The 18,108-nt window shown below is 42.8% G+C and carries 21 protein-coding genes; 12 read left to right on the top strand and 9 right to left on the bottom strand.

The genetic code is table 11. The features are described 5' to 3' along the window. Position 1: 1 nt before the first annotated feature. The 4 genes from OGM63_RS19160 to OGM63_RS19145 all read right to left on the bottom strand — a co-directional run bounded on the left by OGM63_RS19160 (position 2) and on the right by OGM63_RS19145 (position 6,201). Positions 2-3,214: a CARDB domain-containing protein gene (locus OGM63_RS19160; RefSeq protein ID WP_263747251.1), complete on the bottom strand. Its 3,213-nt coding sequence runs from the start codon at positions 3,212-3,214 to the stop codon at positions 2-4. 123 nt (positions 3,215-3,337) lie between these two features. Beyond that, positions 3,338-3,499 (bottom strand): hypothetical protein, encoded by a 162-nt coding sequence (locus OGM63_RS19155; protein WP_263747250.1) that lies wholly within the window; start codon positions 3,497-3,499, stop codon positions 3,338-3,340. Positions 3,500-3,584: 85 nt separating this feature from the next. Beyond that, positions 3,585-4,322, bottom strand: a complete 738-nt coding sequence (locus OGM63_RS19150; protein WP_263747249.1) for a hypothetical protein — start codon at positions 4,320-4,322, stop codon at positions 3,585-3,587. Between the two features lie 886 nt (positions 4,323-5,208). Further along, on the bottom strand, positions 5,209-6,201 hold the full coding sequence (locus OGM63_RS19145; protein WP_263747248.1) for a hypothetical protein: 993 nt from the start codon (positions 6,199-6,201) through the stop codon (positions 5,209-5,211). A 19-nt stretch (positions 6,202-6,220) separates the two neighbouring features. On the opposite strand from OGM63_RS19145, the gene OGM63_RS19140 reads away from it, so the two are divergent. Then, entirely contained in the window at positions 6,221-6,391 is a 171-nt protein-coding gene (locus OGM63_RS19140) for a hypothetical protein (RefSeq protein ID WP_263747247.1), read from the top strand. Between the two features lie 55 nt (positions 6,392-6,446). On the opposite strand, the gene OGM63_RS19135 is transcribed toward OGM63_RS19140, so the two are convergent. Both OGM63_RS19135 and OGM63_RS19130 read right to left on the bottom strand, forming a co-directional pair. Then, complete coding sequence (locus tag OGM63_RS19135) at positions 6,447-10,070, bottom strand: DUF3987 domain-containing protein (RefSeq protein ID WP_263747246.1); 3,624 nt, start codon at positions 10,068-10,070, stop codon at positions 6,447-6,449. Continuing rightward, positions 10,067-10,228, bottom strand: coding sequence for a hypothetical protein (locus OGM63_RS19130; RefSeq protein ID WP_263747245.1), 162 nt, complete (start codon positions 10,226-10,228; stop codon positions 10,067-10,069). The genes OGM63_RS19135 and OGM63_RS19130 overlap by 4 nt, the downstream gene beginning before the upstream one ends. A 940-nt stretch (positions 10,229-11,168) precedes the next feature. Between OGM63_RS19130 and OGM63_RS19125 the strand changes: the two genes are divergently transcribed. From OGM63_RS19125 to OGM63_RS19115, 3 genes are all read left to right on the top strand, one after another. After that, positions 11,169-11,417, top strand: coding sequence for a hypothetical protein (locus OGM63_RS19125; protein WP_263747244.1), 249 nt, complete (start codon positions 11,169-11,171; stop codon positions 11,415-11,417). Then, positions 11,383-11,673 (top strand): hypothetical protein, encoded by a 291-nt coding sequence (locus OGM63_RS19120; protein ID WP_263747243.1) that lies wholly within the window; start codon positions 11,383-11,385, stop codon positions 11,671-11,673. The genes OGM63_RS19125 and OGM63_RS19120 overlap by 35 nt, the downstream gene beginning before the upstream one ends. Positions 11,674-11,775: 102 nt before the next feature. Beyond that, positions 11,776-12,276 carry a hypothetical protein gene (locus OGM63_RS19115; protein ID WP_263747242.1) on the top strand — a complete coding sequence of 167 codons (501 nt, stop codon included), beginning with the start codon at positions 11,776-11,778 and terminating at the stop codon, positions 12,274-12,276. Here the strand turns inward: OGM63_RS19115 and OGM63_RS19110 are convergent. From OGM63_RS19110 to OGM63_RS19100, 3 genes are all read right to left on the bottom strand, one after another. Further along, positions 12,262-12,549, bottom strand: a complete 288-nt coding sequence (locus OGM63_RS19110) for a hypothetical protein (RefSeq protein WP_263747241.1) — start codon at positions 12,547-12,549, stop codon at positions 12,262-12,264. The genes OGM63_RS19115 and OGM63_RS19110 overlap by 15 nt on opposite strands. 80 nt (positions 12,550-12,629) lie before the next feature. Next, the gene (locus OGM63_RS19105; protein WP_263747240.1) at positions 12,630-13,103 is read right to left on the bottom strand and encodes a hypothetical protein; all 474 of its coding nucleotides are present in this window, start codon (positions 13,101-13,103) and stop codon (positions 12,630-12,632) included. A gap of 178 nt (positions 13,104-13,281) precedes the next feature. Further along, positions 13,282-13,584: a hypothetical protein gene (locus OGM63_RS19100; RefSeq protein ID WP_263747239.1), complete on the bottom strand. Its 303-nt coding sequence runs from the start codon at positions 13,582-13,584 to the stop codon at positions 13,282-13,284. Positions 13,585-13,873: 289 nt separating this feature from the next. On the opposite strand from OGM63_RS19100, the gene OGM63_RS19095 reads away from it, so the two are divergent. The 8 genes from OGM63_RS19095 (at position 13,874) to OGM63_RS19060 (ending at position 18,020) form a co-directional block, all read left to right on the top strand. Then, on the top strand, positions 13,874-14,017 hold the full coding sequence (locus OGM63_RS19095; RefSeq protein WP_263747238.1) for a hypothetical protein: 144 nt from the start codon (positions 13,874-13,876) through the stop codon (positions 14,015-14,017). Then, a complete protein-coding gene (locus tag OGM63_RS19090) occupies positions 13,995-14,303 on the top strand; it encodes a hypothetical protein (protein ID WP_263747237.1) in 309 nt (102 codons plus the stop codon). Before OGM63_RS19095 ends, OGM63_RS19090 begins: the two co-directional genes overlap by 23 nt. A gap of 344 nt (positions 14,304-14,647) precedes the next feature. After that, on the top strand, positions 14,648-15,205 hold the full coding sequence (locus OGM63_RS19085) for a hypothetical protein (protein ID WP_263747236.1): 558 nt from the start codon (positions 14,648-14,650) through the stop codon (positions 15,203-15,205). Positions 15,206-15,216: 11 nt separating this feature from the next. Continuing rightward, a complete protein-coding gene (locus tag OGM63_RS19080; RefSeq protein ID WP_263747235.1) occupies positions 15,217-15,801 on the top strand; it encodes a hypothetical protein in 585 nt (194 codons plus the stop codon). A 255-nt stretch (positions 15,802-16,056) separates the two neighbouring features. Further along, complete coding sequence (locus OGM63_RS19075) at positions 16,057-16,593, top strand: single-stranded DNA-binding protein (RefSeq protein ID WP_318528503.1); 537 nt, start codon at positions 16,057-16,059, stop codon at positions 16,591-16,593. 9 nt (positions 16,594-16,602) lie between these two features. Continuing rightward, the gene (locus OGM63_RS19070; RefSeq protein ID WP_263747234.1) at positions 16,603-16,794 is read left to right on the top strand and encodes a hypothetical protein; all 192 of its coding nucleotides are present in this window, start codon (positions 16,603-16,605) and stop codon (positions 16,792-16,794) included. 369 nt (positions 16,795-17,163) lie between these two features. Further along, entirely contained in the window at positions 17,164-17,439 is a 276-nt protein-coding gene (locus tag OGM63_RS19065; RefSeq protein ID WP_263747233.1) for a hypothetical protein, read from the top strand. 224 nt (positions 17,440-17,663) lie between these two features. After that, positions 17,664-18,020, top strand: a complete 357-nt coding sequence (locus OGM63_RS19060; protein WP_263747232.1) for a DUF6876 family protein — start codon at positions 17,664-17,666, stop codon at positions 18,018-18,020. The last annotated feature ends 88 nt before the right edge of the window (positions 18,021-18,108 follow it).

Below are 18,108 nucleotides of genomic sequence, written 5' to 3'. Positions count from 1 at the left end.
TTTATTGAGTAAGGGCAGCGCTATTCCCCTGATTGTTTACAGTCCACTCTACTTCGATTCGGGCATCAGCATAAGCTACAGTAGGTGCAGTAATGTTTGTTACTATTAAGTCGGGTGCTTTTACTTCAATTGGAATTGCACGGACGTTATTATCCTTGCTCAACTCACTGATGTAATTGTAGGCATTTGCAACGAACAGCAAATATTGACTGCCTGTTCTTCCAGTCGGGATTGTAATGTCCCAGTTTTGAGTATATTCTTCGTTGACTAACAGTGAAGACTGATTTGAATTCCAATTACTAATTACTGTATCGTTGGCATCAAGAGTGCGATCGCTAGAAATGTAAACAGCATCATACCAGTATGAGGATGTCTCTTGCGTACCTGTGTTCTTAACCGTCCACGATGCCGATACCGTCTGTTGGGTTGTCACCGTGCTGGGTGCTGTTGCCGCTGTCACCTCTAAGTCAGCATTGTTACCCGTAATTGTTAGAGGTATTGCCCTAACGTTGTTATTTTCGTTGGTTTCCTGTTGGGAGTTATAATAATAAGCATCTGTAACAAATAATAAGTAACGGCTACCTGGTTGACCTACTGCATTGTTGGGTAGCGTGATATTGATATTATCTACTGTATAAGTATTATCTACGCCAAGTGGTGTTTGCGTTGAATGATAGTGCTGGTGGAGTTGGAAATCCGAACTATCATAAACTGCATCGTCAGATAGGAAAATATAGTCATACCAATCTCGAGTTGCTGCTATTTCTCCTTGGTTTTCGACTGTATAGGAGAGAGTAACGGTAGAACCAGGAGTAATAGTGGTAGCATCATATGTTGCATTAGATACTATTAAGTCTGGGGCTTTAACGTAGATGGGAACTGCCCTAACGTTGTTGTTTTCGTTGGTTTCACCTTGCTGATTACCGTTATCTGCAACGAACAGCAGGTAACGATTGCCTGCTTTTGCATATGTAGGAATAGTAATATTTTGGCTGATGCTATAGCTGGTGTTGCTAGCTAAAGGAGTTTTGTCACCTGTCCACTTGTCAGCTACGTACTCGTCTGAACCGTCTAAGAAAAGGTCATCACTAAGGTAAATTCTATCGTACCAATCACTATCCGCACTAACGTTACCAGAGTTTGTTACAGACCAATTAACTGATATAAGCTCACCCAATGCAGCTTGCGTCGGTGAAGATGCTTCACTTACAATCAGGTCGGGGGCATTTACTTCAACACGTATTGCCTTAACGTTGTTGTTTTCGTTGGTTTCGTACTGATTGTTGTAGTAGTCAGCAACAAATAGCAAGTAGCGATTCCCCAATGCTGTTTGGGGAATGGTAACAGTTTTTGTTAGGGTGTAACTTCCACCTGCCTCTACTGGTGTACCACTGACACCAGAATCAAAGTCGCTAACATATGTATCTGATGCATCTACTATTTGGTCATCTGAAATATAAATACGGTCATACCAGGGGTGAGTTGCCTGAACGCTTCCCTGATTTTCCACCGTCCATGAAATATCTACGCTACTACCTACTGTAATCGCAAGGGGTGCGGTTGCATTACTTACTACTAAATCTGGTACGGTAATATCAATGGGTAGCCAAAAGACGTTGTTGGTTTCACTTTCTTCAATTTGACCGTTATTGCGGTTGGCAACAAATATTAAATACTGTTTACCAGCACCTACCCGTTCCGGTAGTGCCATATTTGCTGTTACTGTATAACTATCGCCTGAGAAGAGTGGTGTTTTATTACTAGTAGAGACATACCCCATGTAGCGATCAGAGTTATCCCAAATCGTATTATCTGATAAATAAACGTAATCATACCAACTATCGGTTGCAGTAGCTTCTCCAATGTTGCTGACCGTCCAACTTAAGGAGACGCTACTGCGTTCGGGGGCTGTTATTGGTGCGGTTGCGCTTGTTATAATTAAATCCGGCGCACCAAAAGAAGCAGTTAAATTATACGCTCCTGTGGCACCGCTGGCATAACTAGTAACCCGCACTATATAATTAATGCCTGCAACAGGAGTAAATCTTATTCTTGAGTTTACACTTCCTCCTGAATCATCATTTTCTGTAATTACCCCAAGGGTATCTGCATCCACAAGTTGTAGAAAGGCATCAAAGTTGGAGGAAGATAAGTTCAGGGTTACCAGTTTCCCGACTGTAAAATCAGTTAGTAGGTAATCATCTTTTCTTCGACCATCACGAGTCGGGTTAAAAGGGTCTGTAGTACTTAATTCCCCAGGAATTGTATTGTTAGTTGGTGAAATTGTAGGTAAGTTTAAGGAAGCTGCATCTCTAACAGGTTCTAATCCTAGAGAAAAGTGTGAATCATCTAGTACTGGTATCCTTCTTGTCCCCACTGGTAAAGCAGGACTCATCAGGTGGTTTGGCTGTATAGTTGTTTCTACGTGTTCAATTCCCAGTACGTGCCCAAATTCGTGGGTAAGTATCGTCAGTAAGTCTACACGTCCATAAGCTAAATCGCCGGATACCGCTTGTAATTCGCTTGAGTTTACTACATTGCTAAATTCAATATCGTCGCTGGGAGTAGAATCAATAAACCACCCTTCACCCGCTCCATTAGTATCAATTTTGACTGTGTAACTGTCAGTTAAACCTAGTTTGTAGCCGGGTAAATCTTCAATTACCAGTTTTACGTTGTTAAGAATGCCTGTATCAAATTCTCCTACTCCTAAAGAATTCCAACGGGCAATGGCCTCGGTGCGGAATGTTTCTAATATTTCTTGTGTAAGTTGGTTTGATATTATATCGCTATCGGTTATTATATTTGTTTCTTTTTCTAAACCCAGTGATGGAGAAATTGACAATAAGCCAATATTTAAAGTGTTAATCGAATTAGCAGCGAGTGTATCGTCCTTGATATCACCGACTAATGGGGCATCAAGAATACCACCTGTAATTGGGTCTACCGAGGCTTTGTTATCGATTGTTCTATCTTTGATTAGAGAATTATTTGCAGCCGAATCAGGGAGTAGAGTGCTTGAGGAAGTTTCCTTACTGCTCAGTGGTTGTACGAGGTCGGTACTGGGGGCACCAATTGGTGAGGATGTTTGGTTGCTCGAAAACGGGTCTAGGTTTGCTGCTAAGGGGTCTACAAATGCATTATTATTTGATAACTCGTTGTTATTAAAAAGTGAATCGTTATTGGGTGATCCAAATTCGTTATTGCCTGCCATGTTGACCCCGTTTTATCTAGTAATGAAGAACCGTGTTTTTTTAAGTAGGTTGAAATCAAATATTAATTGCAATTTAAAGAGAAGCCGCGTGTTTTTGGGGATTGTGAGGCGAAAAATTTGTTATTAATGGATGTAAAAACCCCAATCGGATAATACGATACCGCTGTAGTGCAGCATCTTGGGGTCAGCATATATGGGTTGCGGTTGTTGCGTGTCGAGGATGAAATTTATTTCGTGGGGGACGACGGTGGGTGTCATGGGGTATGCGTGGGTGATTGTAGACACCGAATTGCGCCAAAAGTGAGGGATTTCTCCCTCACTTTGCGTGTATATTTTATTTTTTCGCTGTACTGACTGTTGATGATGCTAATTACACCGCAGCAGCAACGTTGTTCAGGGTAAATACATCGGGTACGCGACTTGAAGCTTGATGACCGAGGAATTTGTCGTTGATAATATCGCTGAATTCTTGTAAGTCGGTTTTCCAATTGCTCATGACTGCAAGCAGGTTGGTGAGCTTTTCGCTTGCGGTTTCTCCCGATACTTCGTAGCTGTAGCTGCCGGAGAACAAGACGATGGGAGTGCTGGTTTCGTCGGGGTTGCGGAGTGCTGCTTCGTTGAGGGTGAGGTATAAAGGCGCACGCTCAAAGGTGTAAACGAGGTTGATGGTGGAGCGCATGGGGGTAGTACCAACTTGTTGCCATGCTCCAGGTGCAAACATTCCTTCACTCATGAATCTGCGGGCTGCATCTGTGTCTGCACTTTCAAAACCTTTGTAACCGCGTGGGTTGACTCCCAAACCTTGATATTCGGCGTTGGGTAACATTTTTACGTAGCGTTCTGCGATCGCTGCGACGCTAATTTCTTCTGCTTTCTTATCCTCCAGCGATTCGACGAAAATGACGCGATTTGTTTCGGCGATTATGCTGACACCGTTTGTATATGTTACTTGAGAAACGCTACTGGAAAAAACAGGTTGACGAGCCAATTCCCACTCGCTAGGAACAATGCCAGTATATTTGAGGAAATCTGGGTTGAGAATAGCGGGTTTGTTATCTTTAATAGCGACGATAATCCCAAATTCTTGTACAACTAAACTTTGACTCATGATTTTTTATTGGTAGATTGTTTGATTACAGTTGTTTGTTCTGATAAAAAGTACTGAAAAACACGCTTTGGTGGAAAAAGCATAAGTGCTTTTCAAGAGTGCTTTCTTGGCAATTGCATCTTTAGCCAGAGTCTTGGACGATATTTTTATCAGCTATAAAAAGCGCTATTTGCGATTCTATTGTCTCAACCCTTGTAGCCGTATAGTATCTGACCTTGAGGTGTCAACCGCGCAAACTGGTTATTACTCGTCACTAATTGCCTATCGCTTTTACATTTCTACTCTTATTAGCCACGGGGCATCATGGGGGTAAATGCGTAATTTATTATTCTGGCTCTTTTTACGTGCTATTTCGTAACTGATTCGGTTGGTGGCCTGACTGAAAATTTATATTCTGGCTGAGAGTGCTAATCCGGCTTTTTAGCTAAAAGCCTTACCAGTTAACAATTGTAGTCTTTAATACCTTTGTTTAGTATTTTATAAATTCTTTTTTCAAAATAATCAAAAAAAATTACTTGTCAATACAATAAGTAACAAATCATACTAAGATATAATCTATTGACTATGAGCAGTTAGTAACAATCTCAGTATATTTAAGACGCTCCGGTGTATAGTTTCTTGATTCAGCATATATTTTTTTGCTCGTATATTCCTTTATGTGTGCGCTTTATACTATTTTCACTTAGTGAACTGGCTGCCGTTTGATTCAAAGCGAAAAAATCAGGCTGCGACTTTACTCGACGCTCGGAGTGGAGAAGGTGTCAATTCCTATAAGTACTCTTGCCAAAATTGTTAGCTTCGGTCTACCATTACCAAACCCTAACCAAATTCATCGCTCCTGTGATAATGTGCTGTAACGTAGTTTGGCGTAAGTTTTCACTGTTTCCTAATTTTCTTCATCACTCACTGCGTAATGCTTCTCCAACCATTGCAACAAGCCATCCTCGACAGGGGTCAAGTAAGTCTGCCGTCCCAAAGACTCCAGCACTGTATAAGCGCATCGGTCTAGCATTCCACAGTTACGCAAACGAGAAATGCGTTTTTTGATTTGTGGTAGTTGGTGATGTGCTTCTGGAGAATTAATTCTGCTGAGGTTTTCAGGTTTCACGTTTAGGGTAGTATCATGAACTTCAACCTCTACAGTAAAGTCATTGAGCGCAACAGCGATCGCCCAACACCCATTATATTTGCGTTCAGTACCCTCTAACCTAGTTAAAGTAAACACGTCACCTATTTGACAAAAATCAGTGGCACGAAATAAAGGCTTTTCCTTCAGCCGTTCGACAATTCCCTTGACAATACGCCCACTTGGAGCTTTACCACCAGCTTCTTCTACTCCCTGCAACCATGCATCCGCTTGAACTTCTGGTTCAAAATTCGATGACGCCAAATCTCGCAATTGACGTTCGTTGGTCGGCATAGGAATTTGCCGACCATTGGTCGGCAAAAATTTCTGGATGTTGTCATAAACAACAGCAGCCGCAATCTTCAGGTAAGCAGTGTCGCGACTATAGTTAAAGCGATCGCGGCAGTATTCCTCAAAATTACTGTGAGTACTCCGGTACAGCCGCCGTTCCAGCAGTTCTCTCAAGGCACAACCTGCCTCATAAAATGCCCGTTCTATTTTTAGTTCTAACCGATGGCGGTCATCTGCTTCATCCTGAGTTAGCTCCTCTAATATCTCAACCGCAACTACTACAGTATCAGCAGTTGGTAATTTCGACTCTGTTGAAAATTCTTCCGAGTGCATGGGTTCGCACTGTAGAGGATTACAGGACGTAGCGGCTGAAATCTCGCTATCACTTTTTTTTAATACCTTGTTATCTTTGTTTGCATCAACTTCTTCACCAGGTTTGAATTTAACTTCAGTAACTGTCATAGTTAATACCTATTCAAAAGTGCTGAAACTTTTGTACGGCAAAATTTCAGAGCCGACTGCGGTTATTTCCGTTTTAGGAGTATCAGCGCATCCTAGCTTTTGGGTGCATCAACTACAGAATGTTAAGTTAGATGCGGTTATTGCCTATTTTGTCAAGGTAAGCGTACCTAACTACCTCAAAACGGGATAAAATACGATATGCGAAAATGAATGGCAACAAAAGTTAGTGTAAAGTGCGCTTGCACCTAGCTTGATGGTGCTTTTCGGATTTGTCCTTCAAAGACATACATCACCCCGTCTGCATCAAAGAAAGTGAATTGCTGCGTTTTTTCAATTAAATTGGCAATTCTCATGCAAGCATCGATGAAATATCCACCAATCCGTTCCCCAGCCAGAGTCAACACCTCAATAGGCTGAAGCTTGGGGTTATCTTCTAGCCCATTCTCTACAATTGATTCCGGTTGTGATGTCAATACCTCAACAGGCTGGAGATTGTGGTCGTGTTCATTGCTACTTGTAGCCATTGCATTTACATCTTGCTCTGTCTTTTCAGTCACTTCTGAGGAAATGGAGTTAGCGATCGCTACGTCTACCACTATTTCAGTAGATTCTTGTCCCTGACCTTGAAAAGCTTCCCCAGCTTCAAAATCTGATAACGGGAGCATTGCTACATCAGCTGACTCAACGAGATGAGGTGCATTATCGTCTCCGCTCTGCGTCAGCGAGTAAATTGCGTTCCCGGAGCGTTTCGCAGACAAGCGCAGATCGCTTGGGGTTTCTATAATTACACTCATTGGGAACTTTGGATCGACGCTGGGTGAATTATCGTCTTGCTGATCGCCTGGGGTTTCTATATTTAACGATTCATCAATTGACAATTGACATTCCGATTGACCCTCCTGGTCAATCGAATCAGTGCCAGTTACAGTAGGCATCTCAGCATTTGAATTGACAAATTGACATGACTCTACATTTTCCACGTCCAATGAGGAATTTAAGTTGTGGCTAATAATCTGCTCTTTTACAACATCTGCCAAAACATTTGTGTCAAACGAGTCAATTATGTTGTCAAATGCAGTTTTGATAGGCGTTTCAAGGACTGACACTTGTGTCAATTTTGTGTCAATTTTGTCAATTCCTTTCGGTGGTACACTGTTTGCCATATAGACTGAATTGGAGCCAGAACCTTCAACCCAACCCCAACCCGCAGCTGCCATCATTTCCATCAGTTGGCGAATTTCAAAAGTTGCTTTTTTCCGCAGAGCGCGAATACGGCTTTTGAGCATGGAAGCTGTAGCTCCTCCCACTTGTTCAGCTAACTTCTGGATTTTCAGACCCCAAGATGTCAGTCCCGATTCCGGGGAGTTTTGAGTATGAATCAATTTATGCTGCCAAAGAAAATAAGCCGCTAGCTCAATTGCTTTTTCCATCGTGTCCCCAGAAATCACCTGGGTCGGAGTTTCACCTGCTAACACAGCATTAACAATGTGTAACCACAGCGCCAATCTTGTGGTATAAGCTTCAATTTTGGGATATACTATCCTTATTCCATAGGACTGTTCAGCAACTTGGGCATCTACAAGAGAATGCTGCCACACCTGGAAAAGCATAGCTGCGTCTGTGCTTAAAAAGTAGTCTTTTTCTGGCACCAAGGCAAGTTTTATGTAAAGCTGACGTAGTGCTTGGGAGATACCAGTATGGGGAGCAGAATTTTCTCCAACTAACCGCAGATAACGTTTTGGAGACTTAGCAGCGCAGAACAACCACCGAGCAAAACTGCCGTTGTAGTCATTGTGATCTCCCATTATCGCAGATAAAACTTCCCACTGGATGCTACCCGTGCGGGAAATGGCACTTTTGGGTAAACATACAGATTTTTCTGAGCGATCGTAAATAATTGCAGACCCATTAAATTGATCGAGTTCCTGCTCTTCATCAGCTCCCAAACCACCGCGATACTGATTGCGGGTTTTAAATAGCCCTACTAATTCATCCCGGTAGTACAATACCCCCCGTGGGTTTTCGCCATGAATCCGCTGCAATGTTTCCAGTGTGCTATCTTTAGTCACGTAGCGCTGGCGTCTGGGTACGTTTAAAGACTGATCATCAGAGTCGTCTTGCTTTTTACCTTTATGTGCTGCTTGTAACTTCCTGTATTCGGCTGCTTCTATTTGATAGCGTTCAAAAGCTGAGGTTTCTAATTCTACCAATGGGTCAATAATTACTCGCTGTGCCGGAGTTTTTACGGAGCCAGAGTCAGCGACAATGCTCGTCCACATTACCATTGGTTGGGTGTAGTTGGCGGACGGTTTGACAACTATCCGTGCTGCCGAGCCAATCTGAGATGCCGCAGTTGCCAGAAGCGTCGTGAATAAAAATTCCGGAGCTGTAGGCATGGCATTCGCGGTATCAATTAATAGTCGGGCGAACTGAGGTTCCAGTAATCGGGTTAGGTCAAGTTGTTGAGGACAAGTTTTAAGCAGAGATGAAAGTTTCTGCGTGGCAACTAAAGTATCAAAGTCTAAATCTACTTCATCTGTGAGTATTTTGGCTAGCTGCTCAATTTGCCGATATGGAAGCTTTACCAAATTAGCCAAATCCATAAGTGCGATCGCTCGCATTGATTCGGAATCATGGCGGCTTAAAATTTCTAGAATGCGTTCGCGAAGCGTCTCTCTAGGAGATTCGCGCTGTGTGTTATCTGAAATAGGCTGCTTATTCCCAACACTGTAAACATTATCAAAACCAGGATTACCAGAACTAGCTGATGAATTTTGATTCGGCTTGATATGAGTATTCCAGTACCAAGCCTTAATGCAAGTTTCCACACCTTCTGGAGTGCAACTGGGACCTGGGTGGTCTTTCTCGGCTGATTTCCAGATGCTATCAACTTCTTTGGCTGGCAGTGGTGGGGTGCAGCGATCGGCATAATCTTGTAAAAGTTGCTGTGGATCACCGTCAAACTGCTGACCGATGCTAGTAAAATGATTCGCAGTACCAATTAAATCTCGTGCTAGTTTTGCCCCATTGGTATTGCGACCTCCTTCGTTTACCCCAAAGTTAAGCAAAGCGCGAGACTCTTTTGAGAGGCAGACTTCGAGTGGTACTGCAACTGGTACAGGTACAGAAATATCTTCATAGCGAGTATACTGTTGCTGGTGTGCAGTCAGTTCAAAGTGCGATCGCGATCGCTCTGCGTCAGCGAGTAAATTGCGTTCAGCAGATCGCATGGCTTCACGCTTTTCTTGAACTAACTCAGGTTGTTGTTGCGCTGGAACAGAGGAGCGCAATTGTTCATAGGTGTATTTCAAACCAGACTGTGAAATAATATCGCAACGTAGCGGCTTTTCCCCTGGCTTAATGTGCCATGCTCCAGCCAATCGCATCACCCGACTAGGATTTTTGATGGCTGGGTCAGCATTGGTGTATGTTAAAAGGTCAGTTTGCAACTGCTTCCAATCTTCAACAGAGATGGGTTTTTCAAACACCCAGTAAGAATGGACGGATTTACGAGTCTGGACTTGAAAGGTTGGTTCTGGTAGCGAGAGTGTTTGCCACAAATCCCGCTGTAATTCTATTTCTAAGTCGTCATGCTCAATAAAAACCGCACGGCAAAGTTGAACATTTTCATCTTTATGACCACCACCGTTGATCACAAAATATACACCATAACCTTGCTGCTGCCACTGCAAAATTTGTTTGAAGTTGATTTTATCGGCTTTGCGTGCTGTGCCTGGAGCAAAACGGGGGTCTTCTTTGGGCAAGAAAGCTCGGACATAAACAGCATCACCGCGCTGGTATCCCAAAAGTTCTAGCTGCTTAATCGCTTGGGAGGTATCAATTTCAAATGATGGAAATTGTGTAGTCATGACCAAGCACCCTCCTTGTTCAAAGTAGGGGTGAGCTTGGAGACAAGAGCTAATGTGAGATTGCGGTATTTAAAGCAAATGGCAGTAAATAGCTGTGTGATGCCAGTTTTTAAATCCAGTTGGCTAGAAAAAGCCAAATTAATGGAGGTTACTTTCATTGAATACGGACTCCGTGAGTTTTTCGGTTTACGAAGCCGGTATCACAGCGAAAGTATAGTTGTCCACGCTTACCATTTAACGAAAATTTTGCTAAAGTCTAGATAGTTCTTAACTATCTGGATTTTTGTTTCCATGCAGTTAGCGCTGCTTGGACTTTAACAAAGTTCCCGTTTCAAACTTCGGTAAGTCGGTGAGAACAGTTACTTTTGCTGTTTTCTCCGGCTTTTTAAATTTCAGGACAGTTTGGCGTTGTTGAATCTGGGTATAGGTATTCCTGTTGCTCTTGGTTTATGTAAGTAGTACAAAAATAAGCCAATTCGTACCCCATAGGGATGTCTATTAGCGTAGCCTGTTTTAGGGGCATAAGATAGACCGTTTCAAACCGAAGTGCTTTTGGTTGTCAATATGGCATCCATATGCAGCACTTAACTAAAGTGACAGTCAGAAATCAAGTAGGCTGTCAACTTTAGAACTTAGCATTTAAAAATTTCACTTTCAAGGGGTCAAAATTGCCTATACGCCGGACTCACATATGACTTATACGCCGGACTCACGGATAAAAATGTATCTGGTACTTACGGATATAAAGGGACAAAAGACGCTATACTTACGGAGAAAACTCTACGCCGGACTCACGGATAAAGTTTTACAAGCCTTACCGTGTAAGTCATCAAAAAGTCAACCAGAAAAAAATGTACGCCGGACTCACGGATAAAAATGTACGCCGGACTCACGGATAAAACAAGGTGATGTGTGCTGGGCTTACGGAGAAAACTCTACGCCGGACTCACGGATAAAAGACTCAAAATCATACGCCGGACTCACGGATGATTGTTGAGATTTGTTACATTTCGGAACTGCCCATTTCTAAAATGCTGAGAAAACTGCCCAAGACTGCACACCCTTGATAAAATTTGTTCAAAGTAGTAGAGAGTAAGTGTGAACACAAAAGACACTGCTTTTCCAGTGGACGGACAGTTGCTAATGATATTACCTAGAGCGGGAGCCTCCATCAGAAACCCTGATGTGCGATTACCAGTTTTCAGCGCTGATGCAGAAGGATATTATCTGGAAATGCGGGTTGCTGGTAATTCCACAGACAACAGCGAAGTCGCTCTTACCCGTCGTGTTCGACTGGACGAGCTTTCAGCTATTGGAGTGGGAAGAAATAAAAGAGCAGTATGCTAATTTCGATTTAAAAGCTTGTAAAGATGAAGGAATTAGCAAAGGATTAGAGAATATTCAAGACCTACGGGTTCAGCGCTTGTTTGTAGCATTGCTTACCTTTCTAAATCCGAGGCAAGTTGCGATTGTGTTATTTCTATACAAGCAAGCGCGAGAGCAGGGTAAAGGTTCTCTGGTTTATTTTCGGTCTAACGATTTGTTGGAGAGCTTGGGCTATAGCCGTGCTAAGGATGGTAGTTTCACAACTAGATTGCGATAGCGAAGCGCTGCTGCGAAGCGCAGATCGCAACTCAACCAAGATTTAGTTACCCTTCACAGAACAGAACTCGTGTTCGCCAAGTCTTTGAAAAAAGGTAACACAATGGGAGCGAAGGTGATCGTTAAAAGTATCCTCCGAATCCGAGATTACGAAATCGATAATCTGCCGCGAGACTTTGATTTAGCAAAGGCTGCCGATTACACTTATGAATTGGCAGATGCTTACACGGTAGCACTGGAATTCTTTGAAGGACCAGAACGGACGGGTGACTATATTCTGTTTTCAAACAGCATTGACACTAAGCAAAAGCAAGGGAATAATGCCAAGCATGATTACAAGATGAAACTCCTAGTTTATCTTGCTAGCCGAATGAAATGGGATAAGCTAATTGATGGACAATATCTACACATTTCTAAACAATATCTTTTGAAGAATCTGGATTTGTTGGGCAGTAATCCGTCTAGGAGCAGCCAAATTTTATGGCGAACAATAGAAGAATTGCAAACTGAGGGGTATATTTTAGATGCTCAAGAGATACCTGGAAAGCGGAAGATTGCCAGTATCGAGTTTCAAATCAATTCTCAAAAATTACGTTGTAATTAAAAAGACTTTTTCGATCAAGGCTGACGCATCACAATAATCATACTGATAAATTTCAAAAACTGCTGTTAACCTTGCAGATAGTATAGAAAGTTGCAGTAAACGCGGTTGGAAATCAGAGCAGAGAATTCTCAACGCGCGCTCTTTGAGCCAGTCCGTTAATATGTATTGACAAAAACACGATAATGTGGTGCAGGAAAGCAAATTTTCGGGGAAATATTCGGGTAATAATATAAGCGCGATGGGCTTCGCCCCGCCAAGGGCGATCGCATTCATATTTTGAATTTTAATGTTTCGCCAACGCAGCAGGCTACGTGCTTGTGTATTTTGTCAATCACTTCTATTGAATCGGCTCTTTAGATTTTTGGTGGTTTAGAATCAGTATTTTCTGAAAGATTTGAGGGACTTGCAAAACGCTGCGTCTGTAGAAGAGTCACAGCACGATTGGAACGGTTGGGTATCTTTGGATATAGCTCAGTCATGGCGATCGGTAGTGCCAAGATTGTGGCGAAGTACTGACTAAAGTTCAGCACAGGATCAAGTGCAGGAGTTATCCAGGTAACATACAACCTGCGGTGAATCCCAACGACCAGACCAACTTGGCTGGTTACTGCGGCAATGCCTTCAATATAATCACCATTGGCAGGGCTACTTCCAAATCTTTGGAATCGCCTAATGCTTTGTAGTTGTTCACCATCAGTAACAGTTCCAAATAATTCAGGCTCAAGGGCAATTCTCACCCTCAGCCCTTCCTGAGTGCATACAACCCAGATGGGCGGCACAAAGCTGTAACCAGACATATTACTTCCTTGGTATGTTTTGTTAATCAACAGTTGGCAATGCTTTTTCAGACTGGAGTTTTCTAGAGATATCAAACTAGACAGGACTTTGCAGCAAGATTTGAGAAATCTCACGAATCTTGCTTCTAACAATAAAGCCCTTCTATGTGAAGGGCAATACTTTACCCTAAAAAATAGGGCTAATTTTTAGGAGAAATTTTTAGGGTATTTAATCAAGGGCATCCAAAAACTCTTGACTTAACCCGTGCTTCTTGAGAATTGCCTCTGCAATTTTGAGAGCATCAATCTCAGCGAGTCGCTTTTGGTACTTTTCTGGGCAGTTCTCAAAGTCAGGTCCCCAGGATTCTACAGTCTTTTCACTCACGTCAAGCACGTAGGCTAAGAGCTTGTTCCAGTTAGCTCTATAGCCCCACTCACTTTTTTGCTTCTTAGCGTACTTTTCGCAAAACTTTTCGGGGTTCAAGGTTTTGGGATTCGCAAACAATAGATTTAGCACTGCAATCTTACTCAAATCTGCCTCCTTTTCCTCTCTCCTAGTTTTGGCTTACAGGGTAATTTAATCTAATTTTTAGGGTTATTGAAAGTACAATAGCCCTAATGTAAGTCAAGAAGCAATCTGCTGTAGATAATTTTCTTTGTTAGGGCAGAATCTGGAAATAATTTTACAAAGTGCTGCCGGGAGCGTTACAGAGCGTTGCTGAATGAAGGGATAAGTAAGGCGATCGCCGCCCCTGACGGGGCATGAGAAACGAAAACCTAGCACTCGCTACACGCTAGTAAACACTACAACAATTTACACAATGGACACCCAGAATTTTCTGACACTGCTATTCGACGCGATCGCAATGACAGTTCATCGTCATCGTTACATTCGACTTCATCACGTTCATATCCATTTCGACACTGCACCAGAAACGGACAGTGGTCAACCCCGTAAAAGATGAAAATGAGCAACAACCCAATGTGATTGATATGGCTCATTCCAAAAGTACTTTCTCACCTGTCCCAGAAACTACCGCACCTGTTAATAACTCGCTTCAAGGAATAGACATTGAGAAGCTACAACTGCGCCCAGCACGCAAGATAGCCAAAGCTTTAAACATTGCTCAGAAAGTAGATGGTAAAGATGCACCCGTATCCTGGTTGCGATCGCAGATCAAGGCACAACTCAAAGACCAACCAGTCCAAACAGCCGAGGTGATTTCATCAATATTACAACAAGCTAGTTAAAAAACTTGGGATATTGTGGGGGTGGCAACTGCTGCCCCGACTGCCTCAACTATCCACGCCATTGAGCCTTTCATAACCGTTCAGACAAACTTATCGTATTATCATGCACGTAAAAAAATCGTTCACCACGTCTTAATCCTAAGCAAAAAAAATGGGTCAATAAGTTTATTGAACAACACCCAGGCGCGTGTGTTCGGGAAATCAGGGAAGATTTATCAGGCGATGCCCGAAGGGCATGCCGCGAGCGGCATCGCATTGTCGTCATTGAGTGGCAAACAAGTATAATTCCACCCCTGTTGTCAGGAAAAGAGAGGGGAGGGGGGTGGATATCTCACAAATTAATTGTGAAGCTACGAGTATTTGGCGATCCCCGCTATAGTGGTGACTACACAACTCGCATCACCTATCCACACTGTTCAATTGAGGAAATGCAAATTGTACAGGAAGGACAATTGAGTTTACCAATTTCTGAATTAGCACTACTTCCACCCTGTACTAATCCTGTGGTAGTCAAATACAAACCCCGTAATATGAAAGCGCTAAGACAAGCAATTCAACAATCACTCCCATTGTTTGGCGCTAGTGCCAAACTCCACTTTATCGCCACAGAAAAAGGTTATCCAACTTTGTCTGAGCAAACCCTACTAGCTGGAACAATAGAACATTGGGACTCAAACCAAAACAAAATCATCAATCTTCCGGTTGCCATAGTTGAACTTCTTAAAGAGGCAAACGCAAGCCTTGAAGAACAGGAAAACGCGATTGCACTCTTTCAAGTCGCAGGCGCTAATGCTGCCCTCAAGTACATTGAAGGACTAACCACTTTACGATTATTGCAGCAACCAACCAAAGGTAACAGAAATCAAGATGTGTTCACACACAATGATGGTTGGAATAATTGAAGAGCGCTAATATGACATTCAATAAATTCAGTTTGGTCAGAGCCAGCACACTTGAAGCTTTGCGATTGCACTGCCAAAGTTTAATACCACAAATGACACCCGATGTTAGTAAATACGCTCCTGGTCGATATCGTCTCTGGCTATTCCACGAAGCTTTGCTATCTCAAAATCGCATTATCTCCGCACATTTTGACCAGCGCTTGTGGGATTTCTGCCAACGCATCTATCCTGGTTCTAACATTGCCTTACTCACCTTCGGCGGAGAAGCGCAAGGCATTAACAGTAAAGGAACCATAGCTTTGCACAGAGACGATACCTATGCGATAGAACGCGCTTGTGGTGTTAATCTTGGTACTGCTACATTTGCTTACAACACTGAAAGAAAAAGCAGCAATCCAAATGCTTCAACTATTAAAAAGCTTCAGCTTAATGATGGCGATATCTACAGCTTCAATTGCAAACATCAACACGGAGTTGTAGAACATTCTGCTGAACGATTCAGCCTCAATATCTGGACTGTGCGAAAGAACTTAGATAAATACCCTGACTTTGCTTTCTTACCCAACAATTCACCAGTTACTCAAATAATTTTGTAAATCATAATAACTAATCACTCCCCATAAACGGGAGTTTTATTTTTAGGATTCAAACTGGCACATTTAGTTATTTGTTGTTAATAAACAAAGCTGTGAGGCTTTTAATTTTCTCGTTGAGGCAGAGAGGGGGGAGGGGGAGAAAGTTTGAGGCTTTGGTTCTAAATTTTAAGCATTGTAAATTGTAAACGCAACAGCTTATTGCACCTTAATTTCGTTGTACGAGGGAAATTTCTAGCAGCTTTCGTTAAAAACACTATGTTAATTATTTTGGCTTACGCCAAAGCATTATTGATATTTCATTTGAGTGACATGAGAAAAACATCCACTACTATTCATCCAGCATCCGCCGATGACTCGCTGCCAATGCCAGATACAAAGGCAGTAGAAACAGCACCAGCAGCTGAGGAGAAAATCGAACTTACACCTCAAATCCTCACTCTCAATACTGTCAACTTGGTTGGTCGGGTTGGTGCAGACCCTGAAATTCGCTTTTTCGAGTCGGGAAGCGCCAAAGCTACTTTATCGCTGGCGGTGCGACGGCGGGCTAAGGACGCACCCCCGGATTGGTTCAATATCGAATTGTGGGGAAAGACAGCAGAAATTGCCGCCAACTACATCCGTAAAGGCGACCAAATTGGTGTAACTGGCTACCTCAAAATTGAAATATGGAATGACCGCACAACAGGTACTCTGCGTTCCAAACCTATTGTTAACGCTAATCAGTTACACCTACTGGGGTCTAAACAAGACAGACCCCAAGCTGAAGATGATACTAATCTTGACACTTTTTAGGAACCACCCATGAACGATTGCACAATAGCCATTACCATAGTCGCCACTCCGGAATATCGACACACCTGCGACGGTGACCACATCGCTCAATGTTTGGGGACATTTTACAGTCCTCATCACAATGAAAAGGACGCATCACCTCCTCCTTCAACTATCAAAGTAGTGGCGTGGGGAGAAAACCTTGCCACGCAACGCGCGTAGTCTGCGCTCTTCACAGCAATGCGTAATTCAGGGACGCTTGCAAATGAACACAGTTGAACGACCGGAGGGATTCAAAGAAAAGTTAGCCGAACTTACGGCTGAAAGAATTATCCCGATCTAGCTTCAGAAAAGTTGCCTTTCCACCTGGAAGGGCGATCGCATCCGATGCTGTGTCCATATCTGCGGATACAGCCAATCGCGCTCAGACAATTACAACCGACTAAACCAAAAAACCAGGTGTGAGTATTTTCACACCACCTATTTCTCTACCCATAACGACATGAGCCGAAAATTTGACTCATGTTGTTTTTGTGGGCTTAGGCTCACGCCTTGAGGCAAATGAAATGTACCAATAACCCCAGAGGTTCAATGGCTAAAACAAAAGATATGTCTCTAGAAAACAGGGTCAATATAGTGGCAGAAAAGTTGATTGCAGCTTCACGCAAAGCTATTCAATCAGCAACGCCAGTTGAGGCATTGGCAGTTTGGAAATTAATCAAAACTCAACAGTTAGGGCGCATTCCCGGATTGACTTTGGAGCAGGTGCAAAGCTTGGTAGAAACTCAGGCTAAAGAGTTAGGTGCTGATTGCATTGTGGCAACTTCACTCTTCATCTACCAATACGCCAGAGGCTGCTATAGATAATAACTCTCCCGACACTAGCTCATTACCAACATCACCAGCAGATTCCAACATAGAAGGCGCTGGTGGTGCTAACGGAACAAAAGCAAAAACCGCAATCGGTAGCAAGTCCAAATAAACCTTTTACTTCCCCCGACTCCTAAAAAAAACTTTTCCGCATTTTGACGGGAGAGTTGTTTTTTGTCGTGGCTCATGGCATTTCATCCCAACTTCATTTAACACTGAAAATGACACTAAAGCAAACAGACCTCAACCAGTTTACAAGTTCAGAATCACTGTACAAACATCCACTGGGGCTGCTTTATACCTGCGGAATAAGCTATCTAGCTACTGCTGGTAACGCCTACTGGCTAATCGATGCCATTGCTTCTTATCAAACTAATAAGCTGCTTGCACTTCCCAACTTACAGGACTTCCAAATTTGGCGGTTGGTCGTTAATGATAACAAATCTGCCACATTAAGTTGTGAACGGGATACAGATTCGGAAATCTTACGGCAGGAGATTGAGTACACCGATTTTCCATTGCCTTGCATCAAATTTTATCTGGTTGAAAAGGTGTTGATGCTGCCCTCGGAATATTAGATTTTGTGTTACATGAAACGTATAGTAAAACGCTTTCTCAAATTATTGAAAGAGGCTGAATAACTTGAAGAGCTAGCACTTGAAACAG

Source organism: Plectonema radiosum NIES-515, assembly GCF_025753815.1.
In the GTDB taxonomy this organism is placed as follows: Bacteria; Cyanobacteriota; Cyanobacteriia; order Cyanobacteriales; family Nostocaceae; genus Hassallia; species Hassallia radiosum_A.
Note: the sequence above shows the minus strand (reverse complement) of the source record. Positions and strands in the feature narration are given on the sequence as shown.

What these genes read in the sequence shown, in the direction of transcription:
- OGM63_RS19135 (WP_263747246.1), bottom strand. Translation starts at nt 10,070, where the DNA reads ATGACTACACAATTTCCATCATTTGAAATTGATACCTCCCAAGCGATT.
- OGM63_RS19065 (WP_263747233.1), top strand. Translation starts at nt 17,164, where the DNA reads ATGGCTAAAACAAAAGATATGTCTCTAGAAAACAGGGTCAATATAGTG.
- OGM63_RS19150 (WP_263747249.1), bottom strand. Translation starts at nt 4,322, where the DNA reads ATGAGTCAAAGTTTAGTTGTACAAGAATTTGGGATTATCGTCGCTATT.
- OGM63_RS19075 (WP_318528503.1), top strand. Translation starts at nt 16,057, where the DNA reads ATGTTAATTATTTTGGCTTACGCCAAAGCATTATTGATATTTCATTTG.
- OGM63_RS19115 (WP_263747242.1), top strand. Translation starts at nt 11,776, where the DNA reads ATGGGAGCGAAGGTGATCGTTAAAAGTATCCTCCGAATCCGAGATTAC.
- OGM63_RS19160 (WP_263747251.1), bottom strand. Translation starts at nt 3,214, where the DNA reads ATGGCAGGCAATAACGAATTTGGATCACCCAATAACGATTCACTTTTT.
- OGM63_RS19145 (WP_263747248.1), bottom strand. Translation starts at nt 6,201, where the DNA reads ATGACAGTTACTGAAGTTAAATTCAAACCTGGTGAAGAAGTTGATGCA.
- OGM63_RS19060 (WP_263747232.1), top strand. Translation starts at nt 17,664, where the DNA reads ATGACACTAAAGCAAACAGACCTCAACCAGTTTACAAGTTCAGAATCA.
- OGM63_RS19130 (WP_263747245.1), bottom strand. Translation starts at nt 10,228, where the DNA reads ATGAAAGTAACCTCCATTAATTTGGCTTTTTCTAGCCAACTGGATTTA.
- OGM63_RS19110 (WP_263747241.1), bottom strand. Translation starts at nt 12,549, where the DNA reads ATGAATGCGATCGCCCTTGGCGGGGCGAAGCCCATCGCGCTTATATTA.
- OGM63_RS19095 (WP_263747238.1), top strand. Translation starts at nt 13,874, where the DNA reads ATGGACACCCAGAATTTTCTGACACTGCTATTCGACGCGATCGCAATG.
- OGM63_RS19070 (WP_263747234.1), top strand. Translation starts at nt 16,603, where the DNA reads ATGAACGATTGCACAATAGCCATTACCATAGTCGCCACTCCGGAATAT.
- OGM63_RS19080 (WP_263747235.1), top strand. Translation starts at nt 15,217, where the DNA reads ATGACATTCAATAAATTCAGTTTGGTCAGAGCCAGCACACTTGAAGCT.